Annotated in this window: 18 protein-coding genes; 12 read left to right on the top strand and 6 right to left on the bottom strand. The window is 40.7% G+C overall.

Annotated features, from left to right (window positions below):
* The first annotated feature begins 56 nt into the window (after positions 1–56).
* Positions 57–2,342: a GH92 family glycosyl hydrolase gene (locus tag JKG64_RS07690; protein WP_210353724.1), complete on the top strand. Its 2,286-nt coding sequence runs from the start codon at positions 57–59 to the stop codon at positions 2,340–2,342.
* 49 nt (positions 2,343–2,391) lie between these two features.
* Here JKG64_RS07690 and JKG64_RS07685 read toward each other — a convergent pair whose 3' ends face one another.
* A complete protein-coding gene (locus JKG64_RS07685; protein WP_210353723.1) occupies positions 2,392–3,243 on the bottom strand; it encodes a helix-turn-helix domain-containing protein in 852 nt (283 codons plus the stop codon).
* Positions 3,244–3,382: 139 nt separating this feature from the next.
* Between JKG64_RS07685 and fucP the strand changes: the two genes are divergently transcribed.
* The 8 genes from fucP (at position 3,383) to JKG64_RS07645 (ending at position 11,423) form a co-directional block, all read left to right on the top strand.
* The gene (gene fucP / locus JKG64_RS07680) at positions 3,383–4,645 is read left to right on the top strand and encodes an L-fucose:H+ symporter permease (protein ID WP_210353722.1); all 1,263 of its coding nucleotides are present in this window, start codon (positions 3,383–3,385) and stop codon (positions 4,643–4,645) included.
* A gap of 104 nt (positions 4,646–4,749) precedes the next feature.
* Positions 4,750–5,079, top strand: coding sequence for an L-rhamnose mutarotase (locus JKG64_RS07675; protein ID WP_210353721.1), 330 nt, complete (start codon positions 4,750–4,752; stop codon positions 5,077–5,079).
* Between the two features lie 12 nt (positions 5,080–5,091).
* Positions 5,092–6,747, top strand: a complete 1,656-nt coding sequence (locus JKG64_RS07670; RefSeq protein WP_380892993.1) for a UxaA family hydrolase — start codon at positions 5,092–5,094, stop codon at positions 6,745–6,747.
* 21 nt (positions 6,748–6,768) lie between these two features.
* The gene (locus JKG64_RS07665) at positions 6,769–8,073 is read left to right on the top strand and encodes an alpha-L-fucosidase (RefSeq protein ID WP_210353719.1); all 1,305 of its coding nucleotides are present in this window, start codon (positions 6,769–6,771) and stop codon (positions 8,071–8,073) included.
* Position 8,074: 1 nt separating this feature from the next.
* Positions 8,075–8,839, top strand: coding sequence for an SDR family NAD(P)-dependent oxidoreductase (locus JKG64_RS07660; protein ID WP_210353718.1), 765 nt, complete (start codon positions 8,075–8,077; stop codon positions 8,837–8,839).
* Between the two features lie 54 nt (positions 8,840–8,893).
* Positions 8,894–9,748 carry a fumarylacetoacetate hydrolase family protein gene (locus tag JKG64_RS07655; RefSeq protein WP_210353717.1) on the top strand — a complete coding sequence of 285 codons (855 nt, stop codon included), beginning with the start codon at positions 8,894–8,896 and terminating at the stop codon, positions 9,746–9,748.
* A gap of 45 nt (positions 9,749–9,793) precedes the next feature.
* Positions 9,794–10,624: an amidohydrolase family protein gene (locus tag JKG64_RS07650; RefSeq protein ID WP_210353716.1), complete on the top strand. Its 831-nt coding sequence runs from the start codon at positions 9,794–9,796 to the stop codon at positions 10,622–10,624.
* 10 nt (positions 10,625–10,634) lie between these two features.
* The gene (locus JKG64_RS07645; protein WP_210353715.1) at positions 10,635–11,423 is read left to right on the top strand and encodes an L-fucose dehydrogenase; all 789 of its coding nucleotides are present in this window, start codon (positions 10,635–10,637) and stop codon (positions 11,421–11,423) included.
* Between the two features lie 133 nt (positions 11,424–11,556).
* Here JKG64_RS07645 and JKG64_RS07640 read toward each other — a convergent pair whose 3' ends face one another.
* The 5 genes from JKG64_RS07640 to panB form a co-directional block, all read right to left on the bottom strand.
* Positions 11,557–12,612, bottom strand: coding sequence for a patatin-like phospholipase family protein (locus JKG64_RS07640; protein ID WP_210353714.1), 1,056 nt, complete (start codon positions 12,610–12,612; stop codon positions 11,557–11,559).
* Between the two features lie 59 nt (positions 12,613–12,671).
* Positions 12,672–13,457 carry a murein L,D-transpeptidase catalytic domain family protein gene (locus tag JKG64_RS07635; protein WP_210353713.1) on the bottom strand — a complete coding sequence of 262 codons (786 nt, stop codon included), beginning with the start codon at positions 13,455–13,457 and terminating at the stop codon, positions 12,672–12,674.
* Positions 13,458–13,541: 84 nt separating this feature from the next.
* Entirely contained in the window at positions 13,542–14,597 is a 1,056-nt protein-coding gene (locus JKG64_RS07630) for a L,D-transpeptidase (protein ID WP_210353712.1), read from the bottom strand.
* Positions 14,598–14,868: 271 nt separating this feature from the next.
* Positions 14,869–15,468 carry a hypothetical protein gene (locus JKG64_RS07625; protein WP_210353711.1) on the bottom strand — a complete coding sequence of 200 codons (600 nt, stop codon included), beginning with the start codon at positions 15,466–15,468 and terminating at the stop codon, positions 14,869–14,871.
* A 22-nt stretch (positions 15,469–15,490) separates the two neighbouring features.
* Positions 15,491–16,306: a 3-methyl-2-oxobutanoate hydroxymethyltransferase gene (gene panB / locus JKG64_RS07620; RefSeq protein WP_031302085.1), complete on the bottom strand. Its 816-nt coding sequence runs from the start codon at positions 16,304–16,306 to the stop codon at positions 15,491–15,493.
* Between the two features lie 108 nt (positions 16,307–16,414).
* Between panB and JKG64_RS07615 the strand changes: the two genes are divergently transcribed.
* The 3 genes from JKG64_RS07615 to pyrF are packed head-to-tail and all read left to right on the top strand — an operon-like array spanning position 16,415 to position 18,614.
* Positions 16,415–17,158 carry an RluA family pseudouridine synthase gene (locus tag JKG64_RS07615; RefSeq protein ID WP_021072285.1) on the top strand — a complete coding sequence of 248 codons (744 nt, stop codon included), beginning with the start codon at positions 16,415–16,417 and terminating at the stop codon, positions 17,156–17,158.
* A 9-nt stretch (positions 17,159–17,167) separates the two neighbouring features.
* Entirely contained in the window at positions 17,168–17,773 is a 606-nt protein-coding gene (locus tag JKG64_RS07610) for a TlpA family protein disulfide reductase (protein WP_246512496.1), read from the top strand.
* Between the two features lie 7 nt (positions 17,774–17,780).
* Entirely contained in the window at positions 17,781–18,614 is an 834-nt protein-coding gene (gene pyrF / locus JKG64_RS07605; protein ID WP_210353710.1) for an orotidine-5'-phosphate decarboxylase, read from the top strand.
* Positions 18,615–18,622 lie beyond the last annotated feature (8 nt).

Below are 18,622 nucleotides of genomic sequence, written 5' to 3'. Positions count from 1 at the left end.
GCAGTTTGCTTTGTTGGAATATTTTTAGATATTTATATTTTCAAAATATAACCAGCATGAAACTGAATTTTGTATTATCAATATTTCTTTTACTATTTATCCAAAGTAGTTTTAGCCAAAAAATTGGTAAAACTGGAGCTCCTCTTGAGTATGTAAGTACTTTGGTCGGTACACAATCAACCTATTTTCTTTCCAGTGGTAACACCTACCCGGCAATTGCAATGCCTTGGGGAATGAACTTTTGGAGTCCTCAGACAGGGAAAATGGGCGATGGATGGATGTATACCTATACTGCTGAAAAAATCAGAGGATTTAAGCAGACACATCAGCCTTCACCCTGGATGAATGATTACGGGCAATTTAGCATTATGGCTATGGTAGGAAAGCCTACTTTTGATGAAAATAAAAGGGCAAGTTATTTTTCTCATAAAGCAGAGGTCGCAAAGCCTCATTATTATTCGGTGTATTTAGCCGATTACGATACACAGGTAGAAATTACTCCTACGGCCCGTGCCGCTTATTTCCGATTTACCTTTCCCAAGACGGATTCTGCATTTATATTGGTCGATGCTTTTGACAAGGGCTCTTTCGTAGAAGTCATCCCGGATCAGCGAAAGATTATTGGCTACTCTACGAAAAACAGTGGTGGAGTGCCGGATAATTTCAAAAATTACTTTGTCCTAGAATTCGACCGCTCATTTGCTAATATCTCTACCTTTGCAGATTCTGTCTTACAAAATGGGCGGATTAAAGTTAAAGCGGAGCATGTTGGTGCTATTATCGGTTTGCAGGCTAAAGGTAGAGCAGATCAGATTTTGGTTAAGGTAGCGTCTTCTTTTATTTCACATGATCAGGCTAGTCTGAATCTGAAAGAATTGGATGGACTTAGCTTTGATGAAGCTGTTGAAAAAGGAGCTTCGGTGTGGAATAAGGAATTAGGAAAGCTGGAGATAGAGGGAGGGACAATCGATCAGATACGGACTTTTTATTCTTGCCTGTATCGCTCTTTGCTTTTTCCAAGAATGTTCTACGAGTACGATGCTACAGGTAAAGTGATGCATTATTCCCCGTATAATGGAGAGGTATTACCCGGTTACCTGTTCACAGATACAGGTTTTTGGGATACTTTCAGAGCTTTATTTCCTTTTCTTAACCTGATGTATCCTGAGATGAGTCTAAAGATGCAGGAAGGGCTCGCAAATGCGTATCGTGAAGGAGGCTGGTTGCCAGAATGGGCTAGTCCAGGTTATCGTGATATTATGGTCGGTAATAATTCCGCTTCTGTGGTGGCAGATGCTTGGATAAAAGGAGTGCGTTCCAAAGATATAGAGGTACTATTTGAGGCGGTAAAGAAAGGTTCGATGCATGCAGGGCCTATGACTGCTGTGGGGCGTGCAGGTGCCAACTATTACAATACCTTGGGCTATGTTCCTTATGATGTAAAGATTCATGAAAATGTAGCACGTAGTTTGGAGTATGCTTACGATGATTTTTCGATTTACCAATTGGCGAAATCGCTAAATAAGGAGAAAGAAGAGGTTGATTTTTATAAGAAACGTTCTTTTAACTACAAACATCTTTTCGATCCTGAATCGGGGTTGATGCGCGGAAAGAATCAGGATGGTAATTTTCAACGTCCTTTTAATCCTTTCAAATGGGGAGATGCCTTTACGGAAGGTAATAGTTGGCATTACAGTTGGTCTGTTTTCCAGGATTTTGAAGGGTTAGCTCGGTTATCAGGTGGACATAAAGCTTTGGAAGCAAAGTTGGACTCTGTTTTTATATTACCCCCTATTTTTGATGATTCCTATTATGGTTTTCCAATTCATGAAATCAGGGAGATGCAGATTGCCAATATGGGACAATACGCACACGGTAACCAGCCGATACAACATATGCCTTATGTGTATAATTACGTTGGAGCTCCCTGGAAAGCACAGTATTGGGTGAGGGAGACGATGAATAGGATGTACACCCCTAATCCGGACGGATATTGTGGAGATGAGGATAATGGACAGACTTCGGCCTGGTATGTATTTTCTGCATTGGGATTCTATCCGGTAACTCCAGCTACGGATGAATATATAGTCGGTACACCACTTTTTGATAAGGTAACATTGCATTTTGACAATGGGAAGAAACTGTATATCCACGCGGAAAACAATAGCTTTACGAATCGGTATATTAAATCGATGACGGTCAATGGTAAAGCTTCTACCAAAAGCTATCTTAGTCATAGTGAGTTGATCAAAGGAGGGAGAATTAACTTTTTGATGGATAGCATGCCGAATAAGAAGCGGGGAATCACAGCTGAAGACTTGCCTTTCTCTTTAAGTAGATAAAAAGTAAAGGAACGCTCGGTTTTTGATAGCAAAAACCGAGCGTTTGCTGTTACTGCTTTCTATATTGGGTAGGAGTTTTATTGAGCTGATCTTTGAAAATTTTGTGAAAGCTTACAAAGTTATTAAAACCACTATCGAAGCAGATTTCTTTTAAACTAAGATCTGTGTATTTGAGTAAGCGACATGCGTGTGCTACTCGGATTTCGCTAACAAACTGTATTGGGGTTTTCCCTGTTTTATTTTTGAAGTACCGACAGAATGAGTTCTTGGTCATCTTGGCTTGGTCGGCTAGTTTGTCAAGCTCCATTTTCGTCTTATAATGTTCACGGATATAATTCATGACATCATTCATGCGTCGCTGGTCATTCGAGTGATTGAGAATGGCGTAGTTGTCGCTGACCAATCTTCTGTGGGGAAATGTAGCATATTGTGCAAGGGCTTGGAGTAAGTAGGTAAATCTCGTAACTCCTTCTGTGTTTAATATTGCCTGCAGTTGTTGTCTTAAGACAGAGAGAAGATTATCTTTTACCAAGAGACCCTTTTCGGCACTTTGTATCAGCTCTTTCAATTGACTCATCTCCGGGATATTAAAAAAGTCAATCCCAGCGAAATCTTTTTTGAAGTGTATGACTATGCAATCAATAGGATCTAACTGTTCATCGCCCCGTAGATCTTCAAAAAGCCAGTAATGAGGGAGGTTAGGCCCTATAAGGACCACGTCCCCTGCAGAAAAGCTTTGGATACAATCGCCAATGAATAGGGTTCCATGTCCTCTATAAATACATATAAACTCTATTTCTTCGTGATAATGCCAGGTGTTATGGTATTTGGGGTAGCTGTCCTGACGAATATGGAAGCTGCTGTAATATGTTCGGTCTAATGAAAGCTGTTTCAGTTTCATGATTCAATAGTAAGGTTTATATTCAAATATAATCTAGTTTTTTATATATGTTGGTAAAATGATTTATTAATGTGGTAAATTGCTTTATGTTTTATTCTAATTATCTCCCGTAATTAGCGATTACCAAATATAATCCAGCATGACACAAGTAAAGAAATATACGTTTGCTATTATTCTGATTACTTCTTTGTTTTTCTTTTGGGGATTCATCCATAATTTGGATCCTATTCTGATTAAGCATCTTCGAAGTGCATTTAGTTTGAGCCACTTTCAGGCATCTCTGGTAGATTCTGCGGTCTTTATTGCGTATTTCTTTTTAGCGATTCCTGCTGGAATTATAATGAAACGTTATGGTTATAAAACCGGCATTTTAGTTGGATTGAGCTTATTCGCCTTAGGTTGTTTTTTGTTTATTCCTGCGGCCAATACGATCAGTTATCCCTTTTTTCTGGGGGCTTTATTTGTACTTTCCTGTGGGTTGACTATTTTGGAGACTGCAGCCAATCCCTATATTACGGTGTTGGGAGATCCAGAGAAGGCAACGCAACGTTTGAACTTTGCGCAGTCTTTTAATGGGCTAGCGGCTTCCATTGCTCCAATCGTGGGTGGGGTATTTATTTTGGCTGAGGAACCTAAAAGCGTAGATGAGTTGGCGAGTATGAGTGAACAAGCTCGGTTGGCTTATATACAGGCCGAGACTTCTTTGGTAAAAGGGCCTTATTTAGTTCTGGGATTACTCATTCTAGTGGTTGCTGTTTTATTCTTTTTTACAAAATTGCCAGAGATAAAAGAAGAGGAAGGTACTTCGTCCAAAGGCTTCTTTGGAGCGTTGTTGCACAAGAATGTACGTTGGGGAGTTTGCGCTCAGTTTTTCTATATCGGGGCTCAGATTTATGTTTTTAGTTTTTTATTGGTGTTTGCTGAGGATGCTTTAGGGATGAGTGGGCAGGAAGGGAAATATTATGCGGGATTGGCGGGCTTTTTATTTATGGTGGGACGTTTCGTCGGTACTTTTTTTATGCGTTACATGAAGCCTTATAAATTGTTGATATTATACAGTATGATGTCTTGTTTGTTATCTCTTGTCGTCATCTATGGAACAGGTCTCGTGACACTCTATGCGCTTGTAGGGATTACGTTTTTCATGTCTATTATGTTTCCAACCATATTTGCTATGGGGATAGCAGGAATAGGAGCAGATACGAAGTCTGCGTCAAGTCTTATCATAATGTCTATTGTTGGGGGAGCAGTAATACCTCCTATTGCTAGTAAAGTAACTGATATAACGGGAAATATTCATCTTTCATACTACGTCGTATTTATCTGTTTTGTTGTTGTGCTGCTTTTTGGGTGGAACAATAGAGAAAAAGTGGCGGTACGAGGAGATAAGGATGAGATATAATGATAAAAGATAGTGTTATGAAATATCCATGTAGCAGTAATTGCACAAACATCGATGAAAATATTTAGGATATTCCATGTGACAACTGAAAACAAATTATTTACATGAAAAGATATGCGCTAGCGTTGGATTTACAGGATAATCCAGATTTGATAAAAGAATACGATGAATATCATCGTGCGGTGTGGCCTGATGTGATTAATTCTATACGGGATTCGGGTATACTTTCTATGGTTATATACCGCTTTAGTAATCGGCTTTTTATGGTTATGGACGTCGGAGATGATTTTAGTTTTGAGAAGAAAGGAGAGATGGATGCAAATAATGAGAAAGTGCAGGAGTGGGAGACACTGATGTGGAAATATCAACGTGCTATGCCAGGAAGCCGTCCTGGCGAGAAGTGGGTAATTATGGATAAAATATTTGAGTTGTAATAAATGGATAAGGTGAAAAAGGTTTTCTTACAGATACATCCGAAAGATAACGTATTGGTGGCTTTAGTAGATCTTGAAAAAGGGCTTACTATTGAATGGAATGGCTATTCTTTTGTTTTAAAGGATGATGTGCCTGCTAAACATAAGTTTACTGTAAGCAATTTGGACGAGAACGAAGAGGTATATATGTATGGTGTACTGGTTGGAAAGGTGAATCAAGCGTTAGAGATCGGGACATTGCTCACGGTGGATAATCTTCGGCATGCTGCAGGGGATTTTGAATTAAGCAATAGGAAATTGGAATGGCATAAACCAGATGTGTCTCGTTTTCTTAATCGTCGCTTCAAAGGCTATCATCGTAGTAATGGAAGTGTAGGTACTGCCAACCACTGGTTGGTTATTCCCCTTGTATTCTGTGAGAATAGAAATGTTTTGACACTTAAAGAAGCATTTGAAGAAAAGTTGGGTTATAAGCTGGATAGTAAAAATTATTCCCTTGAGGTTGACGAGTTGATAACGCGATATAAATCGGGTGCTTCAGTTGATGAACTTTTGAATGTTGATTTTTCTGCAAGCCCGTTGAGTACATCGCAAAAAAGGCTTTTTCCTAATGTTGATGGTGTTAAGTTTTTAAATCATGATATGGGTTGCGGTGGTACCCGGATGGATTCTGATGCCCTGTGTGGCCTGTTGGCCGGTTATATTACCCATCCTAATGTAGCGGGAGCTACGGTGTTGAGCCTAGGTTGTCAACATGCACAGGCGTCGATATTGCGGAATGAGATTGCTAAGCGTGATCCAGACTTTGATAAGCCTCTTTTTGTTTTTGAACAACAACTGGAAGGCACAGAGCAAGGACTGATGGAAAAGGCAATCAAATCGACATTTGCGGGATTGGTTCAGGCGAATCAGCAATCCCGTGAGGAAGCAGGGTTAGACAAATTATGTATCGGTTTAGAATGTGGTGGGTCGGATGGTTTCTCGGGCATTTCTGCAAATCCAGCTTTGGGATATTTGTCAGATATGCTGGTTACGTTGGGAGGTTCTGTCATTCTTGCGGAGTTCCCTGAACTCTGTGGGGTAGAGCAAGAACTGAGTGACCGTTGTGTGAATGAGGAGACAGCCGAGAAGTTTATGTTTCTGATGAAGCGTTACAATGCGAAGGCCGAGGCTGATGGGTCCGGTTTTTATATGAATCCCTCGCCGGGTAATATCCGTGACGGGCTGATTACAGATGCTATTAAGTCTGCTGGAGCCGCTAAGAAAGGGGGAACATCTCCTGTGGTTGCGGTAATCGATTATCCCGGGATTGTCAATGAGCCAGGATTAAATCTATTATGTACACCAGGGAATGATGTTGAGAGTACGACGGCTGAAGTTGCTGCCGGAGCAAATATTGTTCTTTTCACTACGGGATTAGGTACGCCTACAGGGAATCCCATTGCTCCTGTTGTCAAGTTATCCACGAATACGAAGACCTTTCAGAAGATGCCTGATATCATTGATATTAACTGTGGAACCGTTATCGATGGAGAGGAAAGTATTGCTGAGGTGGCCCAGAGAATATTGGAGTATGTTATCGCCGTAGCTAGTGGCGAGCAGATACCGAAGGCGGTTCAGTTGGGACAAGATGATTTTATTCCTTGGAGAAGGGGAGTTTCACTTTAACATAATTAACCACAATAGGATATGAGAAAGATAGTATTGACATGTTTGTTGTTGTTTCACCTTTTGTCCGCGATTGGGCAGACGGGGTATAAACCTAGCTCGGAGAACTTAAATGCTCGCAAATGGTTTGAAGAAGCTCGATTTGGAGTATTTATTCATTGGGGCGTGTATAGCATATTGGGGGACGGAGAATGGGTTATGAATAATCAGAATTTTGGTCTGCAGGAATATGAATTGCTACCTCGTTTTTTTAATCCTATTGATTTTAATGCAAAGCAATGGGCTAAGCTATTCAAGCAGAGTGGAGCTAAATATATCACATTTACGAGTAGGCATCACGATGGTTTTTCGATGTGGCATACCAAACAATCTACCTATAATATAGTTGAGTCTACTCCTTTCAAGCGAGATATTGTACGAGAATTGGTAGATGCCTGTCGTGAAGAAGGTATTAAGATTATGTTTTATTACTCTTTATTAGATTGGCATCGGAATGATTATCTACCTGTTGGAAGTACCGGTAAGGGGATTGTAGGGCGGGATTCGACGAAATCCGATTGGGGCAAGTATATTGCTTTTATGAAAGGACAGTTGACCGAATTGCTGACACAGTATGGTACCATTGATGGTATTTGGTTTGATGGACATTGGGACAAGCCTAATGCGGATTGGCATTATGGGGAGATTTATAGTCTTATACACCGTTTACAGCCACATTGTCTCATAGGTAACAATCATCATATTGCACCGATAGCGGGTGAAGATTTTCAGATGTTCGAGCGGGATCTCCCAGGACATAATACCACTGGGTTTGGTACTAAGACGGAGGATATTGGAGCACTGCCTAAGGAGGTGTGTGGTACTATCGCTGGGTCTTGGGGATTCGATATCAAAGACCGCAAGCGTAAGTCATTTCAGGAAGTAATCAGTTATTTGATAAAAGCCGGGGGATATGGTTCCAATCTGTTGCTGAATGTTGGCCCTATGCCTAACGGCGAAATCCAGGACTATCAACAGGAGCGCCTAAAGGAGATGGGGAGTTGGTTAAATACATATGGAGAGAGTATCTATGGTACCCAGGGAGGTTTTATAAAGCCTACGGATGATTATGCGTTTACCCGAAAGGGAAATACGGTTTACCTACATGTATTGAACACGAAATTAGCGAGTGTGGAGGTTCCTAACTTTGATATCGGTATACAATCCATAACTTCATTTGATAAAAAGCAAAAGGTGAAGTATGACTTGAATAATTCAACCTTACGGGTTAGTTTACCCTTGGTTGGAGAGGATAAACCTTATGTATTAATAATAAAAACAAAATAGTATGTCAAAATTAGTAGGTAAAGTGGCTATTGTAACTGGTGGAGGTAGTGGTATAGGTAAAGCTATCTCATTATTATTTGCGGAGCAGGGAGCTACTGTACATATCTTTGATCTTAATGAGAAAGAGGGAAGTGCTGCTGTAGAAGCGATAGTCGGAGCGGGAGGGAGCGGAATATTGCACCTGTGCGATGTTACAGATCAAGAACAGGTGGACGCGATAATTGGGCAGATTGGAAAAGTGGATATCTTGGTCAATAATGCTGGTATTGCCCATGTCGGGAATGTCGAGAATTGTTCAGGGGTAGATTTTGATAAGGTATTTAATGTGAATGTGAAGGGGGCCTACAATATGTTGCATGCGGTAGTTCCCTGCATGAAGACGTATGGAGGCGGAGCTATTTTAAATGTAGCTTCTATAGCCGCTCTGGTTGGTATTTCTGACCGATTTGCCTATTCAATGAGCAAAGGTGCGATATATGCTATGAGTATGTCTATAGCTAGAGATTACTTACAGGATAATATACGTTCCAATTCGATATCGCCAGCACGGGTACACACACCTTTTGTGGACGGTTTTATCCAGAAAAACTATCCTGGCAAGGAAGCTGAGATGTTTGATAAACTTTCTGCCTCGCAACCTATTGGAAGGATGGCTAAACCGGAAGAAATTGCTAAATTAGCTTTGTTCCTCTGTTCGGATGATGCAGCTTTTATTACAGGCAATGATTATCCAATAGATGGTGGATTTATTAAATTGAATAATTAAGTTTTAGTATTTAGACACCGGCTATAAAATTGGCCATTAAACATTAAAAACAGCATGAAATTAATACGTTACGGCGCATCAGGTAAAGAGAAGATAGGTGTTCAGATTGATGGAATAAACTATGATACCACCGCTTTTGGTGGCGACTACGATGAACGCTTCTTTTCAGAAAATGGTTTGGAGAGGTTGGAGCAGTTTGTTAAAGCTAACCAGGGACAGCTTACGGAGATCCCTAAAGATAGCCGATTTGGTGCACCGTTCGGTCGCCCATCAAAGATTGTTTGTATTGGCCTAAACTATAAAGATCATGCAGAAGAAACGGGAGCTGCTATTCCCGCGGAGCCGATTATATTTATGAAGTCTACAACAGCGCTTATCGGACCCAATGATCAAGTCGTTATTCCTAAAAACTCCGTTAAGACGGATTGGGAAGTAGAGTTTGGAATCGTGATTGGCAAAAAAGCTACGTATGTGGAGGAGTCGGAAGCATTGGATTACGTGGCAGGTTATGTATTGCACAATGATGTTTCTGAACGTGAATTCCAGATTGAGCGTGGCGGAACTTGGGATAAAGGAAAGGGCTGTGATACTTTTGCTCCTATGGGACCGGTAATGACGACTAAGGAGGAGATCCCGGATATTAATAATGTCCGTTTGTGGCTTAAAGTCAATGGCAAGACTTACCAAGAAGGCAATACGAAGAATCTGATTTTTTCGGTGGAGCATGTTGTTTCTTATGTTTCTCAGTTTATGACTTTATTGCCGGGTGATGTTATTTCGACCGGAACACCTGCAGGTGTCGGGCTGGGTTTTAATCCGCCTATTTATTTAAAAGAAGGAGACGTGATTGAGCTTGGCGCTGATCATTTGGGCGAACAGCGCCAAGAGGTTATCGCTTGGCGTGGCTAATTGTGTTTCTAAAGTAAGAGTAAGAGATTTTCAAAAAGATAGGCAATGCGTATAGATTCCCATCAACATTTTTGGTTATTTGACCCTGTAAAGGACGCCTGGATTACGGATGATATGAAAGTAATTCAGCGTAATTTTCTACCGAATGATATTTCAAAGACCCTTAAAGACAATCGTATAGACGGAGCTGTATTAGTGCAGGCTGATCAATCTTTACGGGAGACCGATTTTCTGATTGAGCTGGCGGGTGCTTATAAAATGGTGAAAGCTGTGGTTGGTTGGGTCGATTTACGATCAGAGGATGTTGAAGAGCAACTTCTTAAATTTTCGGTTCATCCCATTGTCAAGGGATTTCGACATATCATAGAAGCCGAAGCAGATACCGGTTTTTTGATGCAACCTGCTTTTCAACGAGGTATTAAGGCGCTGACAGAACATGGTTATACCTATGATCTATTGATACATCCTAGGCATTATACCAGTACACTGGAGTGTGTTGCCGCTCATCCGAAGCAAGCATTTATGTTGGATCATATGGCAAAGCCCGCGGTGGCCACAGGAGAGTTTGAAGAATGGGCTGCTTTTATTGAAGCATTGGCCGCCTTTCCAAATGTATATTGTAAGATTTCGGGACTCACAACACAAGCGGACTGGAACAACTGGTCTATCGCTGATTTTACACGCTATGTGCAACATGTAATTGCCTGTTTTGGAAAGCAACGTATTTGTTTTGGTTCAGACTGGCCAGTTAGTTTGGTAGCTTCTAGTTATGATGAGGTCTTGATGATTGCCAATGCTTATCTGGACGAGTTCAACGAATCCGAACGCGCTGACTTTTGGGGACAGAATGCCGTAAGGTTTTATCATATAACGTAATTTTGATAGGATGGATTTAAATTTGAGAGGTAAGATTTTTCTAGTGACAGGAGGAGCTAAAGGGATAGGACGAGCTATTGTCCTAGCTTTGGCGAAAGAAGGGGGAATACCTATCATTGTGGGGCGCAATGAGGACGATAATCTCTTGGTCAAGAGAGAGGTTGAAGCTCTTGGAGGTGAGGCGCTGACGATACAGGCAGAGCTCTCTAATCCGGATGACTGTGCTCGAGCTGTCGAAGAAGCATTGATTGGTTACGGGCGTATCGATGGATTGGTCAATAATGCCGGACATAATGATGGTGTCGGATTGGCCAATGGAGATTATCACCGTTTCGTAGCATCTTTACACAAGAATTTGATTCATTATTATCTGTTGGCTCATTATGCTTTGGATGCATTGAAGCAGTCTAAAGGAACCATTCTTAATATCAGCTCGAAGACTGCGGAAACGGGGCAAGGTGGTACATCTGCTTATGCCGCCTCCAATGGCGGACGTAATGCCCTGACTCGGGAATGGGCGGTAGAATTATTGCCTTTCGGTATACGTGTGAATGCAATTGTGGTCGCCGAAGCGTCTACGCCACAATATGATTCCTGGATACAGACCCTAGAGAATCCGGCGGAGACTTTGCAGAAAATAAAAAACCGTATACCACTTGGGAATAGAATGACCACAGCGGAGGAAGTAGCAGATACGGCTGTGTTTGTATTATCCGATAAATCAAGTCATACTACAGGTCAGTTACTGTATGTAGATGGGGGATATGTACATCTTGATCGGGCATTAATTAAGGAATAGCATTTTTGGCGGATGGTGGTAAGCCATCCGCTATTTTTTAGATGTCTTATATTGAGATTCAAGAACTCTCCCAACAACATCGGGATCAGTTCATTTCTTTGCGGGATTCGCTAGCTGGCGAATCATGAAAGTCTCATCTGGAAAGAAAATTCCAAACAGATTTTTTTCTCCGTTCCACTTCTTTTCTGTCACGTATGAGCTCATGCGCGAGTTTGTCGATGACCAATTCGTTTTCACTGATCACTTTATCGGATAGGGCTACTATCTTTTGGATATTTGATTTACTGGCAGCATCCATTCCAGGATCAATAGAGGACAGGTTGCTTGGTTCTATGCGGATGTAATTGCCTGCATGGTTTACAGAACGAAATAGTTGTTTAATAAAATAATCATTACTCTCTGAGGAGCTTGAGGTCATAATATCCACTAAAGCGGGGCCAATAGAGATGGCCCATTTTTTCTTAAAATCTTCGTAATTGTAGGCGTTTTTTGTGATTCCTGTGCCTAGTGAAAGAATGTGTATGTCATTTATACTGAAAGTGTTAAAGTTTTTTAATACTTCAATAAGGGCCGATATCGCCGGGTTGTGCGCGAATAGTCCGCCATCGACGAGTACGTAGCGCGTATTGGCGAGGGAGAATATCTCCGCTACTGAAAAAAAAGTTGGTGCAGCGGAGGTGGCCCTACATACGTCTCGCAGGTAAAAGTCTCTTGAATCACCGTGACTTATGGCTTTTTGTTGTCTGAAAAGGTGGTTTTTGCGAAGCTCAATATTGTATGCTGTTATGATACAGGGTTTGATGAGCTCACTCAGTTTGGTGTCCCCAAAATAATCAGCGAGTATTTTTTCGATAACCTCTTCGTTATATATTTCACTGACTAAGCCAAATTTGCTTAAGAATTTTCTCCACTTGCTGGCTGAAAATATACTTTCTCCGTGTTCGAGGTAGATATCTAAAGCTTCTCTCGCAGAGTATTTTGGTTTAGAGGGATCTTGTTCGGAGGGAAATAGCAGAATTGATGTTAATATGCCACCGGTACTGGTCCCTGAGAAAAAGTCGAAGTATTCGGAAATATGGGTTTGGGGATTTCCACTGATTTCTTTTAGTCTGTCTTCAAGGGCGACTATCAGCATACCAGGGATTATTCCCCGTATTCCGCCACCATCAATAGAAAGTATTCGCTTCATTGTTCTTTGTTACCTTGAAGCTAAATTTAGCGAATTAGTTATGGAAAAACAAGGTGGGGTTAATTCATTACCCCTTGACCTGTTTGTGTTTCTGCGATGTCTTTCTGTGCAATCAAAGTCGTTGGTTTCGCTTTTAATACTTTCGATTGGGCTAGATAGGTTTTGTTATCTGCATAAATAAAAAGCATCGTTCCGTCTTTAATTGTGTTTATGATCGGCTTAGCAACATCTCTAGGTAACGCTGGGCACCCATAACTACGTCCCAGTCTTCCTGTAGCGTTGATAATAGACTGGCTGCAGTAGTCAGCTCCGTGTACCACTACGGCTCTAGGTTTTGCTTGGTCGTTGATTCCTTTTTCCAGTCCGTCCAGTACCAAAGAGTATCCGTTTCCTCCTTGATAGGTATTCACGGTTTTGTAAAATCCGAGCGAACTCTGGTGGGAACCATGACTGTTAGAAAAAGATGTGGCATACTTCTCTCCACTGTTTCTTCCGTGAGATACAATGGTATGAAAAAGTATTTTCTTGTTTTTCAAATCTATTACTGCCATCCGCTTTTCGGTAGAGGGTAGCGAAAAATCGATTACGGTAATGATGTCCTTATTTTTAAAGGACATGTTTTGATACCCGTTCATGGCCATTTCGAATGCTTCAAACTTAAGTTTTCCTTCTAAGGCTATTTCCTTGTAGAGTTTTGCAATGGAAGACTCACTTTCATCTTCTTTGAGTGAATCTACATGTTGCGCTGTAGGGATAGTTTGAGGTTTAAGTTGATTAGGTTTGCTGAATATGGCATAAAAGCCTGCCAGTGATGTCAATCCTATAATAGCTATTGTTTTTTTCATATACACACATTTTCCTTCCGCATACAAAGGTCGTTACCAATGTGTTATAAAAATGTTAAGAAATGTTAATTCTTTTCGATAGGATTAATTGATGACAATTACGAGCGATGAAAATGGCTTTATCCAGTCATAAACGAACTTCGCATGGGATGATGCATTTCTTACACACATATGTGAACGAGGGGTTGTGCCTAATGTCCAGCTGTATTCAATAATCTTCGCTTTGGGGTCATTTGTGGGGACACCATGTATATATGCTCCGTTGGTAAACCGACTTGCCCATGGGGCATAGCCTGCTATATTGGTCGTCCCATCTGCATAATAGAACATTTTTGGTTTTTGTTCTTGTAGTAGATAAATGCCCACAGGTGTTTCCATACCATAGGGGGGATTGTGTTTGCCTGTTGTGGAGGGATTCATACTTCGTATGATCCAGCTGTCATTTTTATGTTCCAAGGCACATATATTTTGATTGGTCACGTCTACGACAACAATATGTTTGAAGGAAGCGGTGTCCCCTATGGCTTTTATATAGCGTTTTGGGATATCCCATTCGCCTTCGATGTTCGTAAGACCTTTAATACGGACCATATTTAAGGTGTCGCTTGATAGCAATTTGACCAGTGAACCATCCCGACCGTATATCGTTGGTACTTTGGTCTCACCGATTTTATAAAGAGGGGCAGACTGATAGCGTTCCGTTCCGAGTGTGTCCGACACCCTTTTATAGGCATTTCGCTTGAAATTTGCTACTGTTGGAGCCTCTCCATTTTTATGTTTGTAGTTTGCGACTAAAGCATAATTGTTATGCTCGCGTTGGAAGTTTTCGATGTAGGCCAACTTCTCTTTGATTTTATCCCACTGGAATACGCGGAATGTATCTTTGTATTTGTACTTGTCTTCTAGTGTGTATTTGTCATATATAAGCTCTTTGGTGAGCGTGATGTCTGCCGCTGTGCGTGGACGCATTTTCTCTTTTTCCTCTTCTTCTTTTTTTGCTTGGGCAATGCTATCTATTTTTATTTTTTCCTTATCTACAGTTTGAGGTGATGCCTTGCGGTCACAGGAATAAAATAATGTAAGCGCAATGGTAAAGACCATAAAACTGTTAGCGCGGCTTATGCTACGTAAGTATTTCATATAAGGGTTAAACTTAATAATCAGAAAAAGTATAGCAACGTTTGTACCAAAAATGATTGAACGTCTTTTTATTAGGGTTTTCGTTTGAAAAATCGCTGGTTTCAGCTAGTTAAAAGATTGTGGCATGTATGATAAGTCCGCTCAAGTCCCCATAAGTCCGTTAAAGTCCGCTCAAGTCCGTTATAGGTAGTGTTTAGCTGGTGTGTAGCAAGGAGATTTCTAGAGGCTTTTTGGCAACAATGACGTGTTTTTGATTGGGTATTGGACGATCCTAGATAATAGGGAATAGTTTGGTCTCGATTGACCTATTGAACAGCTGTAACTTGTCGAAAAACGGTTTATTGACCGGGTTTTCCTGTAAAAGGTATGGTAGGTAGATTACCTTGGTGTTTGTTGAAAGTTGGTAATAACCCATATGTAGACCATTGTTTTTTTGTACGGCACGAACTTCTTTTAGTTCTGTTACATCTTTTAGTAAGTTGAATTCGAGAGATTTGCCATTAATCCATTCTATATGTACATCTTGGGTTTCTGAGTCATAATGTATCTGTTGGTCCCGTATTGTTTTGACGTGATTATTGAGTACAAAGAACTGAGCGATTAGGTATATGCTTATAGGTAGCATAATTAATGCAATCTTGAATTTTGCAGCTAGAGCTACTATGAGAATCAATAGTACTAATCCAGAACCTACCGTATATAAGGTGCGTTTTAACCCTCTTTTTAGGAGCTGTGTTGGAGCTGTGACTTCAATAACTCGGGAAGAGTTTATTCGCTGCGATGGTTTATTGAAGTTGAAAAAATTAAGCCGGCGGAGTGTGAAGTATATCAACACCGCCAGCAAAATACCTATGATGATTATTTTTCCCAAAGTATGGTCTTAATATAATGGGTTAATACTGTTCATTCTCATTTGGATAATCTAACGCCTTGACATCAGCTACATATTGTGCTGCTGCATTGGTAATCTCTTGATAGAGGTTGAGGTATTGACGTAAAAATTTAGGTTTAAAATCTTTGGTCATTCCGAGCATATCATTAACAACCAAAACTTGTCCATCACAACCATTGCCAGCCCCGATACCTATTGTAGGGATGTGTAAGGATTTTGAAACCTCTTCTGCCAGTTGCGCTGGTATTTTCTCTAGTACGATAGCAAAACAGCCTGCTTCCTGTAGAGCGAGTGCATCGGTTTTTAGTTTTTCTGCTTCAGCCTCGTCTTTTGCACGGACACCAAATGTTCCAAATTTATTGATGGACTGTGGTGTTAGTCCGAGGTGACCACATACGGGGATACCAGCGTTTATTATTTTTTTGATGTTATCAATTATTTCTTCACCACCTTCTAGTTTAAGTGCATGTGCTCCTGATTCTTTCATCATTCTTACTGCAGCTTCGTATGCTTTGTCAGTCGATCCCTGATACTCACCAAAGGGAAGATCGGCTAAAACGAGTGCGCGTTGGCATCCTCTGGCTACCGCTGATGTATGATAGATCATATTGTCGAGCGTAATTGGGAGAGTGGTTTCGTACCCGGCAAACACATTTGCTGCAGAGTCGCCTACTAGAATAACGTCTACTCCTGATTCATCTAAAGCTCTCGCCATAGTATAGTCATAGCCAGTCAGCATACTTATTTTTTCGCCACGAAGTTTCATTTCCTTGATGCTAGAAGTAGTGACGCGCTTAATGATTTTATTTACGGACATGATATAATTGTTTTGTTGCAAAATTATAAATAATAAAGGTGCTGTCTGCATATTAATGTAAAAACCTTATGTTGCTAAATAGTCGCCTAGTTTTTATATTTTTGCACTATGATTCAAAACGACAACCGTTTATTTAAATTTCCGAAATTCAACGATCTTATCATTTACGAAGATGATAATCTTATTGTTATCAATAAACCACCTTTTATTGCATCTTTAGATGAGCGTGAGGGGGGAGAAGTTAACATCCTTCGTTTAGCAAAACGTTATTATGGTGATGCGCAGATTTGTCACCGATTGGACAAGGATACTTCTGGAGTGCTTCTTATAGCAAAGAATCCAGAGACTTATCGTTTGGTTTCTATTGAATTTGAAAAGAGAAGGGTGAATAAAGTGTATCATGCTATTATACAGGGGACCCATACTTTTGATAACCTTACCGTTGATTTGCCTATCTTGAACCAGGGAAATAAGAATGTGAGTATTGATCGGGCAAATGGTAAGCAGGCAGAAACGATTTTTAACAGTATACGTTATTTTAAACATTTTACACTGGTGGAATGTCGGCCTATTACAGGGCGGATGCACCAGATCCGTATACATTTGGCAACACAACATGCTGCTATTGTAGGGGATTCGATGTATCGGGGTAAGCCTGTTTTTCTATCGCAGATAAAAAGGCGTGGTTTTACGATGTCCAAAGATGAGGAGGAATTGCCAATAATGAAGCGTTTTGCACTTCATTCAAAAAGTGTAGCCTTTACTATTGATGGAAAGAGTTATGCTTTTGATGCGGAGTATCCGAAGGATTTTGCTACTTTACTTAAGCAATTGGAAAAATTTGATACCTAATTTCTGGAAATGATGGCAGAAAAGAAGAAAATTAAAAATATTGTCAGTTGGATTGTTTTCGTGGTGCTCATGGGCTTGGTCCTATGGTCGCCGAGCCGAATTTTTATACAGCAGCAGCTGATGAAAATCGGTTTTTTTAAGCCAAAATTGGAAAAGCCTGTTGAGGCCCAGGCCGGTGATAAGGAGAGTGCTCCCGATTCCATCGGTGACAAAGCATCATTCTCTAGTGCAGATAATATTGTCTATGATACGGAACAGCTCAAAGGTAAGGTGCTGTTTATCAATTTTTGGGCGACATGGTGCCCACCTTGTCGAGCAGAAATGCCGTCAATCCAGAAATTGTATGATAAATTTAAGGGTAACGATAACATCGAGTTTTTGATTGTGGAGATTGAAGGGGATGTAGAAGGAACGGCGAAGTTTTTAACAGACCAAAAATTGAAACTACCTATCGTATATCCTAACGGTGAAATTCCTTCCAATTGGTTGGGAGGAGCCATTCCTACTACTGTGATATTGGATAAGAATGGGAAGATTGCTGCAAAAGAAGAAGGTATGTATGATTACTCGACTAAAGAGGTTGAAGCATTCGTGCAGAATCTTATTGATCAATAAAAGTTAAATGAATAGACAGGAGTTAATAGAACAGATTAAAGAGAAGCAATCTTTTCTTTGTGTTGGTTTAGATACGGACATTACTAAGATACCAGTTCATCTTCTTGATGAAGAGGATCCTATTTTTGCTTTTAATAAAGCTATCATAGAAGCTACTGAAGATCTCTGTGTTGCGTATAAGCCTAATATTGCGTTTTATGAAAGTTATGGTGTTCGTGGCTGGCATTCCTTGCAAAAAACATGGCAAGCAATTCCCAAGAGCTGTTTTAGTATAGCAGATGCCAAACGTGGAGATATCGGTAATACATCTAATATGTATGCGCAGGCTTTTTTTGACGAGGCTGTGTCGGGGATGGGATTCGATTCGATTACTATAGCACCTTATATGGGTAAGGATTCTGTAACGCCGTTTTTAGATTTTGAAGGGAAATGGGCGATAGTGCTTGCGCTGACTTCCAATTCCGGAAGCAAGGATTTCCAGAATTTTTCCAATACAGATGGTAAGCAGTTGTTTGAAGAGGTAATCGATAAAGTCAATACTTGGGGTACTGTAGAGAATCTGATGTATGTGGTGGGAGCTACGCGTGGGGAAGCTTTTTTGAAGATTCGTGAGCATGCGCCAGATCATTTTTTACTTGTTCCCGGAGTGGGAGCTCAGGGAGGATCGCTTCAGGATGTATGTCAGTATGGGATGAACAAGGATTGTGGTTTGTTGGTGAATAGTACCCGCGGTATTATCTATGCTTCGAGTGGTAAGGACTTTGCGGAGCGGGCTAGAGAAGAGGCACAAAAGTTACAGAAAGAAATGGAATTGGAGCTTATCAAGGCTGGAGTCATTTAATTGATTAC

This window comes from Sphingobacterium tabacisoli, from assembly GCF_017908035.1.
GTDB classification, from domain to species: domain Bacteria; phylum Bacteroidota; class Bacteroidia; order Sphingobacteriales; family Sphingobacteriaceae; genus Sphingobacterium; species Sphingobacterium tabacisoli.
The sequence above is the reverse complement of the archived record's forward strand: the minus strand, read 5'-3'. Positions and strand labels throughout refer to the sequence as shown.

What these genes read in the sequence shown, in the direction of transcription:
- JKG64_RS07690 (WP_210353724.1), top strand. Translation starts at nt 57, where the DNA reads ATGAAACTGAATTTTGTATTATCAATATTTCTTTTACTATTTATCCAA.
- JKG64_RS07685 (WP_210353723.1), bottom strand. Translation starts at nt 3,243, where the DNA reads ATGAAACTGAAACAGCTTTCATTAGACCGAACATATTACAGCAGCTTC.
- fucP (WP_210353722.1), top strand. Translation starts at nt 3,383, where the DNA reads ATGACACAAGTAAAGAAATATACGTTTGCTATTATTCTGATTACTTCT.
- JKG64_RS07675 (WP_210353721.1), top strand. Translation starts at nt 4,750, where the DNA reads ATGAAAAGATATGCGCTAGCGTTGGATTTACAGGATAATCCAGATTTG.
- JKG64_RS07665 (WP_210353719.1), top strand. Translation starts at nt 6,769, where the DNA reads ATGAGAAAGATAGTATTGACATGTTTGTTGTTGTTTCACCTTTTGTCC.
- JKG64_RS07660 (WP_210353718.1), top strand. Translation starts at nt 8,075, where the DNA reads ATGTCAAAATTAGTAGGTAAAGTGGCTATTGTAACTGGTGGAGGTAGT.
- JKG64_RS07655 (WP_210353717.1), top strand. Translation starts at nt 8,894, where the DNA reads ATGAAATTAATACGTTACGGCGCATCAGGTAAAGAGAAGATAGGTGTT.
- JKG64_RS07650 (WP_210353716.1), top strand. Translation starts at nt 9,794, where the DNA reads ATGCGTATAGATTCCCATCAACATTTTTGGTTATTTGACCCTGTAAAG.
- JKG64_RS07645 (WP_210353715.1), top strand. Translation starts at nt 10,635, where the DNA reads ATGGATTTAAATTTGAGAGGTAAGATTTTTCTAGTGACAGGAGGAGCT.
- JKG64_RS07640 (WP_210353714.1), bottom strand. Translation starts at nt 12,612, where the DNA reads ATGAAGCGAATACTTTCTATTGATGGTGGCGGAATACGGGGAATAATC.
- JKG64_RS07635 (WP_210353713.1), bottom strand. Translation starts at nt 13,457, where the DNA reads ATGAAAAAAACAATAGCTATTATAGGATTGACATCACTGGCAGGCTTT.
- JKG64_RS07630 (WP_210353712.1), bottom strand. Translation starts at nt 14,597, where the DNA reads ATGAAATACTTACGTAGCATAAGCCGCGCTAACAGTTTTATGGTCTTT.
- panB (WP_031302085.1), bottom strand. Translation starts at nt 16,306, where the DNA reads ATGTCCGTAAATAAAATCATTAAGCGCGTCACTACTTCTAGCATCAAG.
- JKG64_RS07615 (WP_021072285.1), top strand. Translation starts at nt 16,415, where the DNA reads ATGATTCAAAACGACAACCGTTTATTTAAATTTCCGAAATTCAACGAT.
- JKG64_RS07610 (WP_246512496.1), top strand. Translation starts at nt 17,168, where the DNA reads ATGATGGCAGAAAAGAAGAAAATTAAAAATATTGTCAGTTGGATTGTT.
- pyrF (WP_210353710.1), top strand. Translation starts at nt 17,781, where the DNA reads ATGAATAGACAGGAGTTAATAGAACAGATTAAAGAGAAGCAATCTTTT.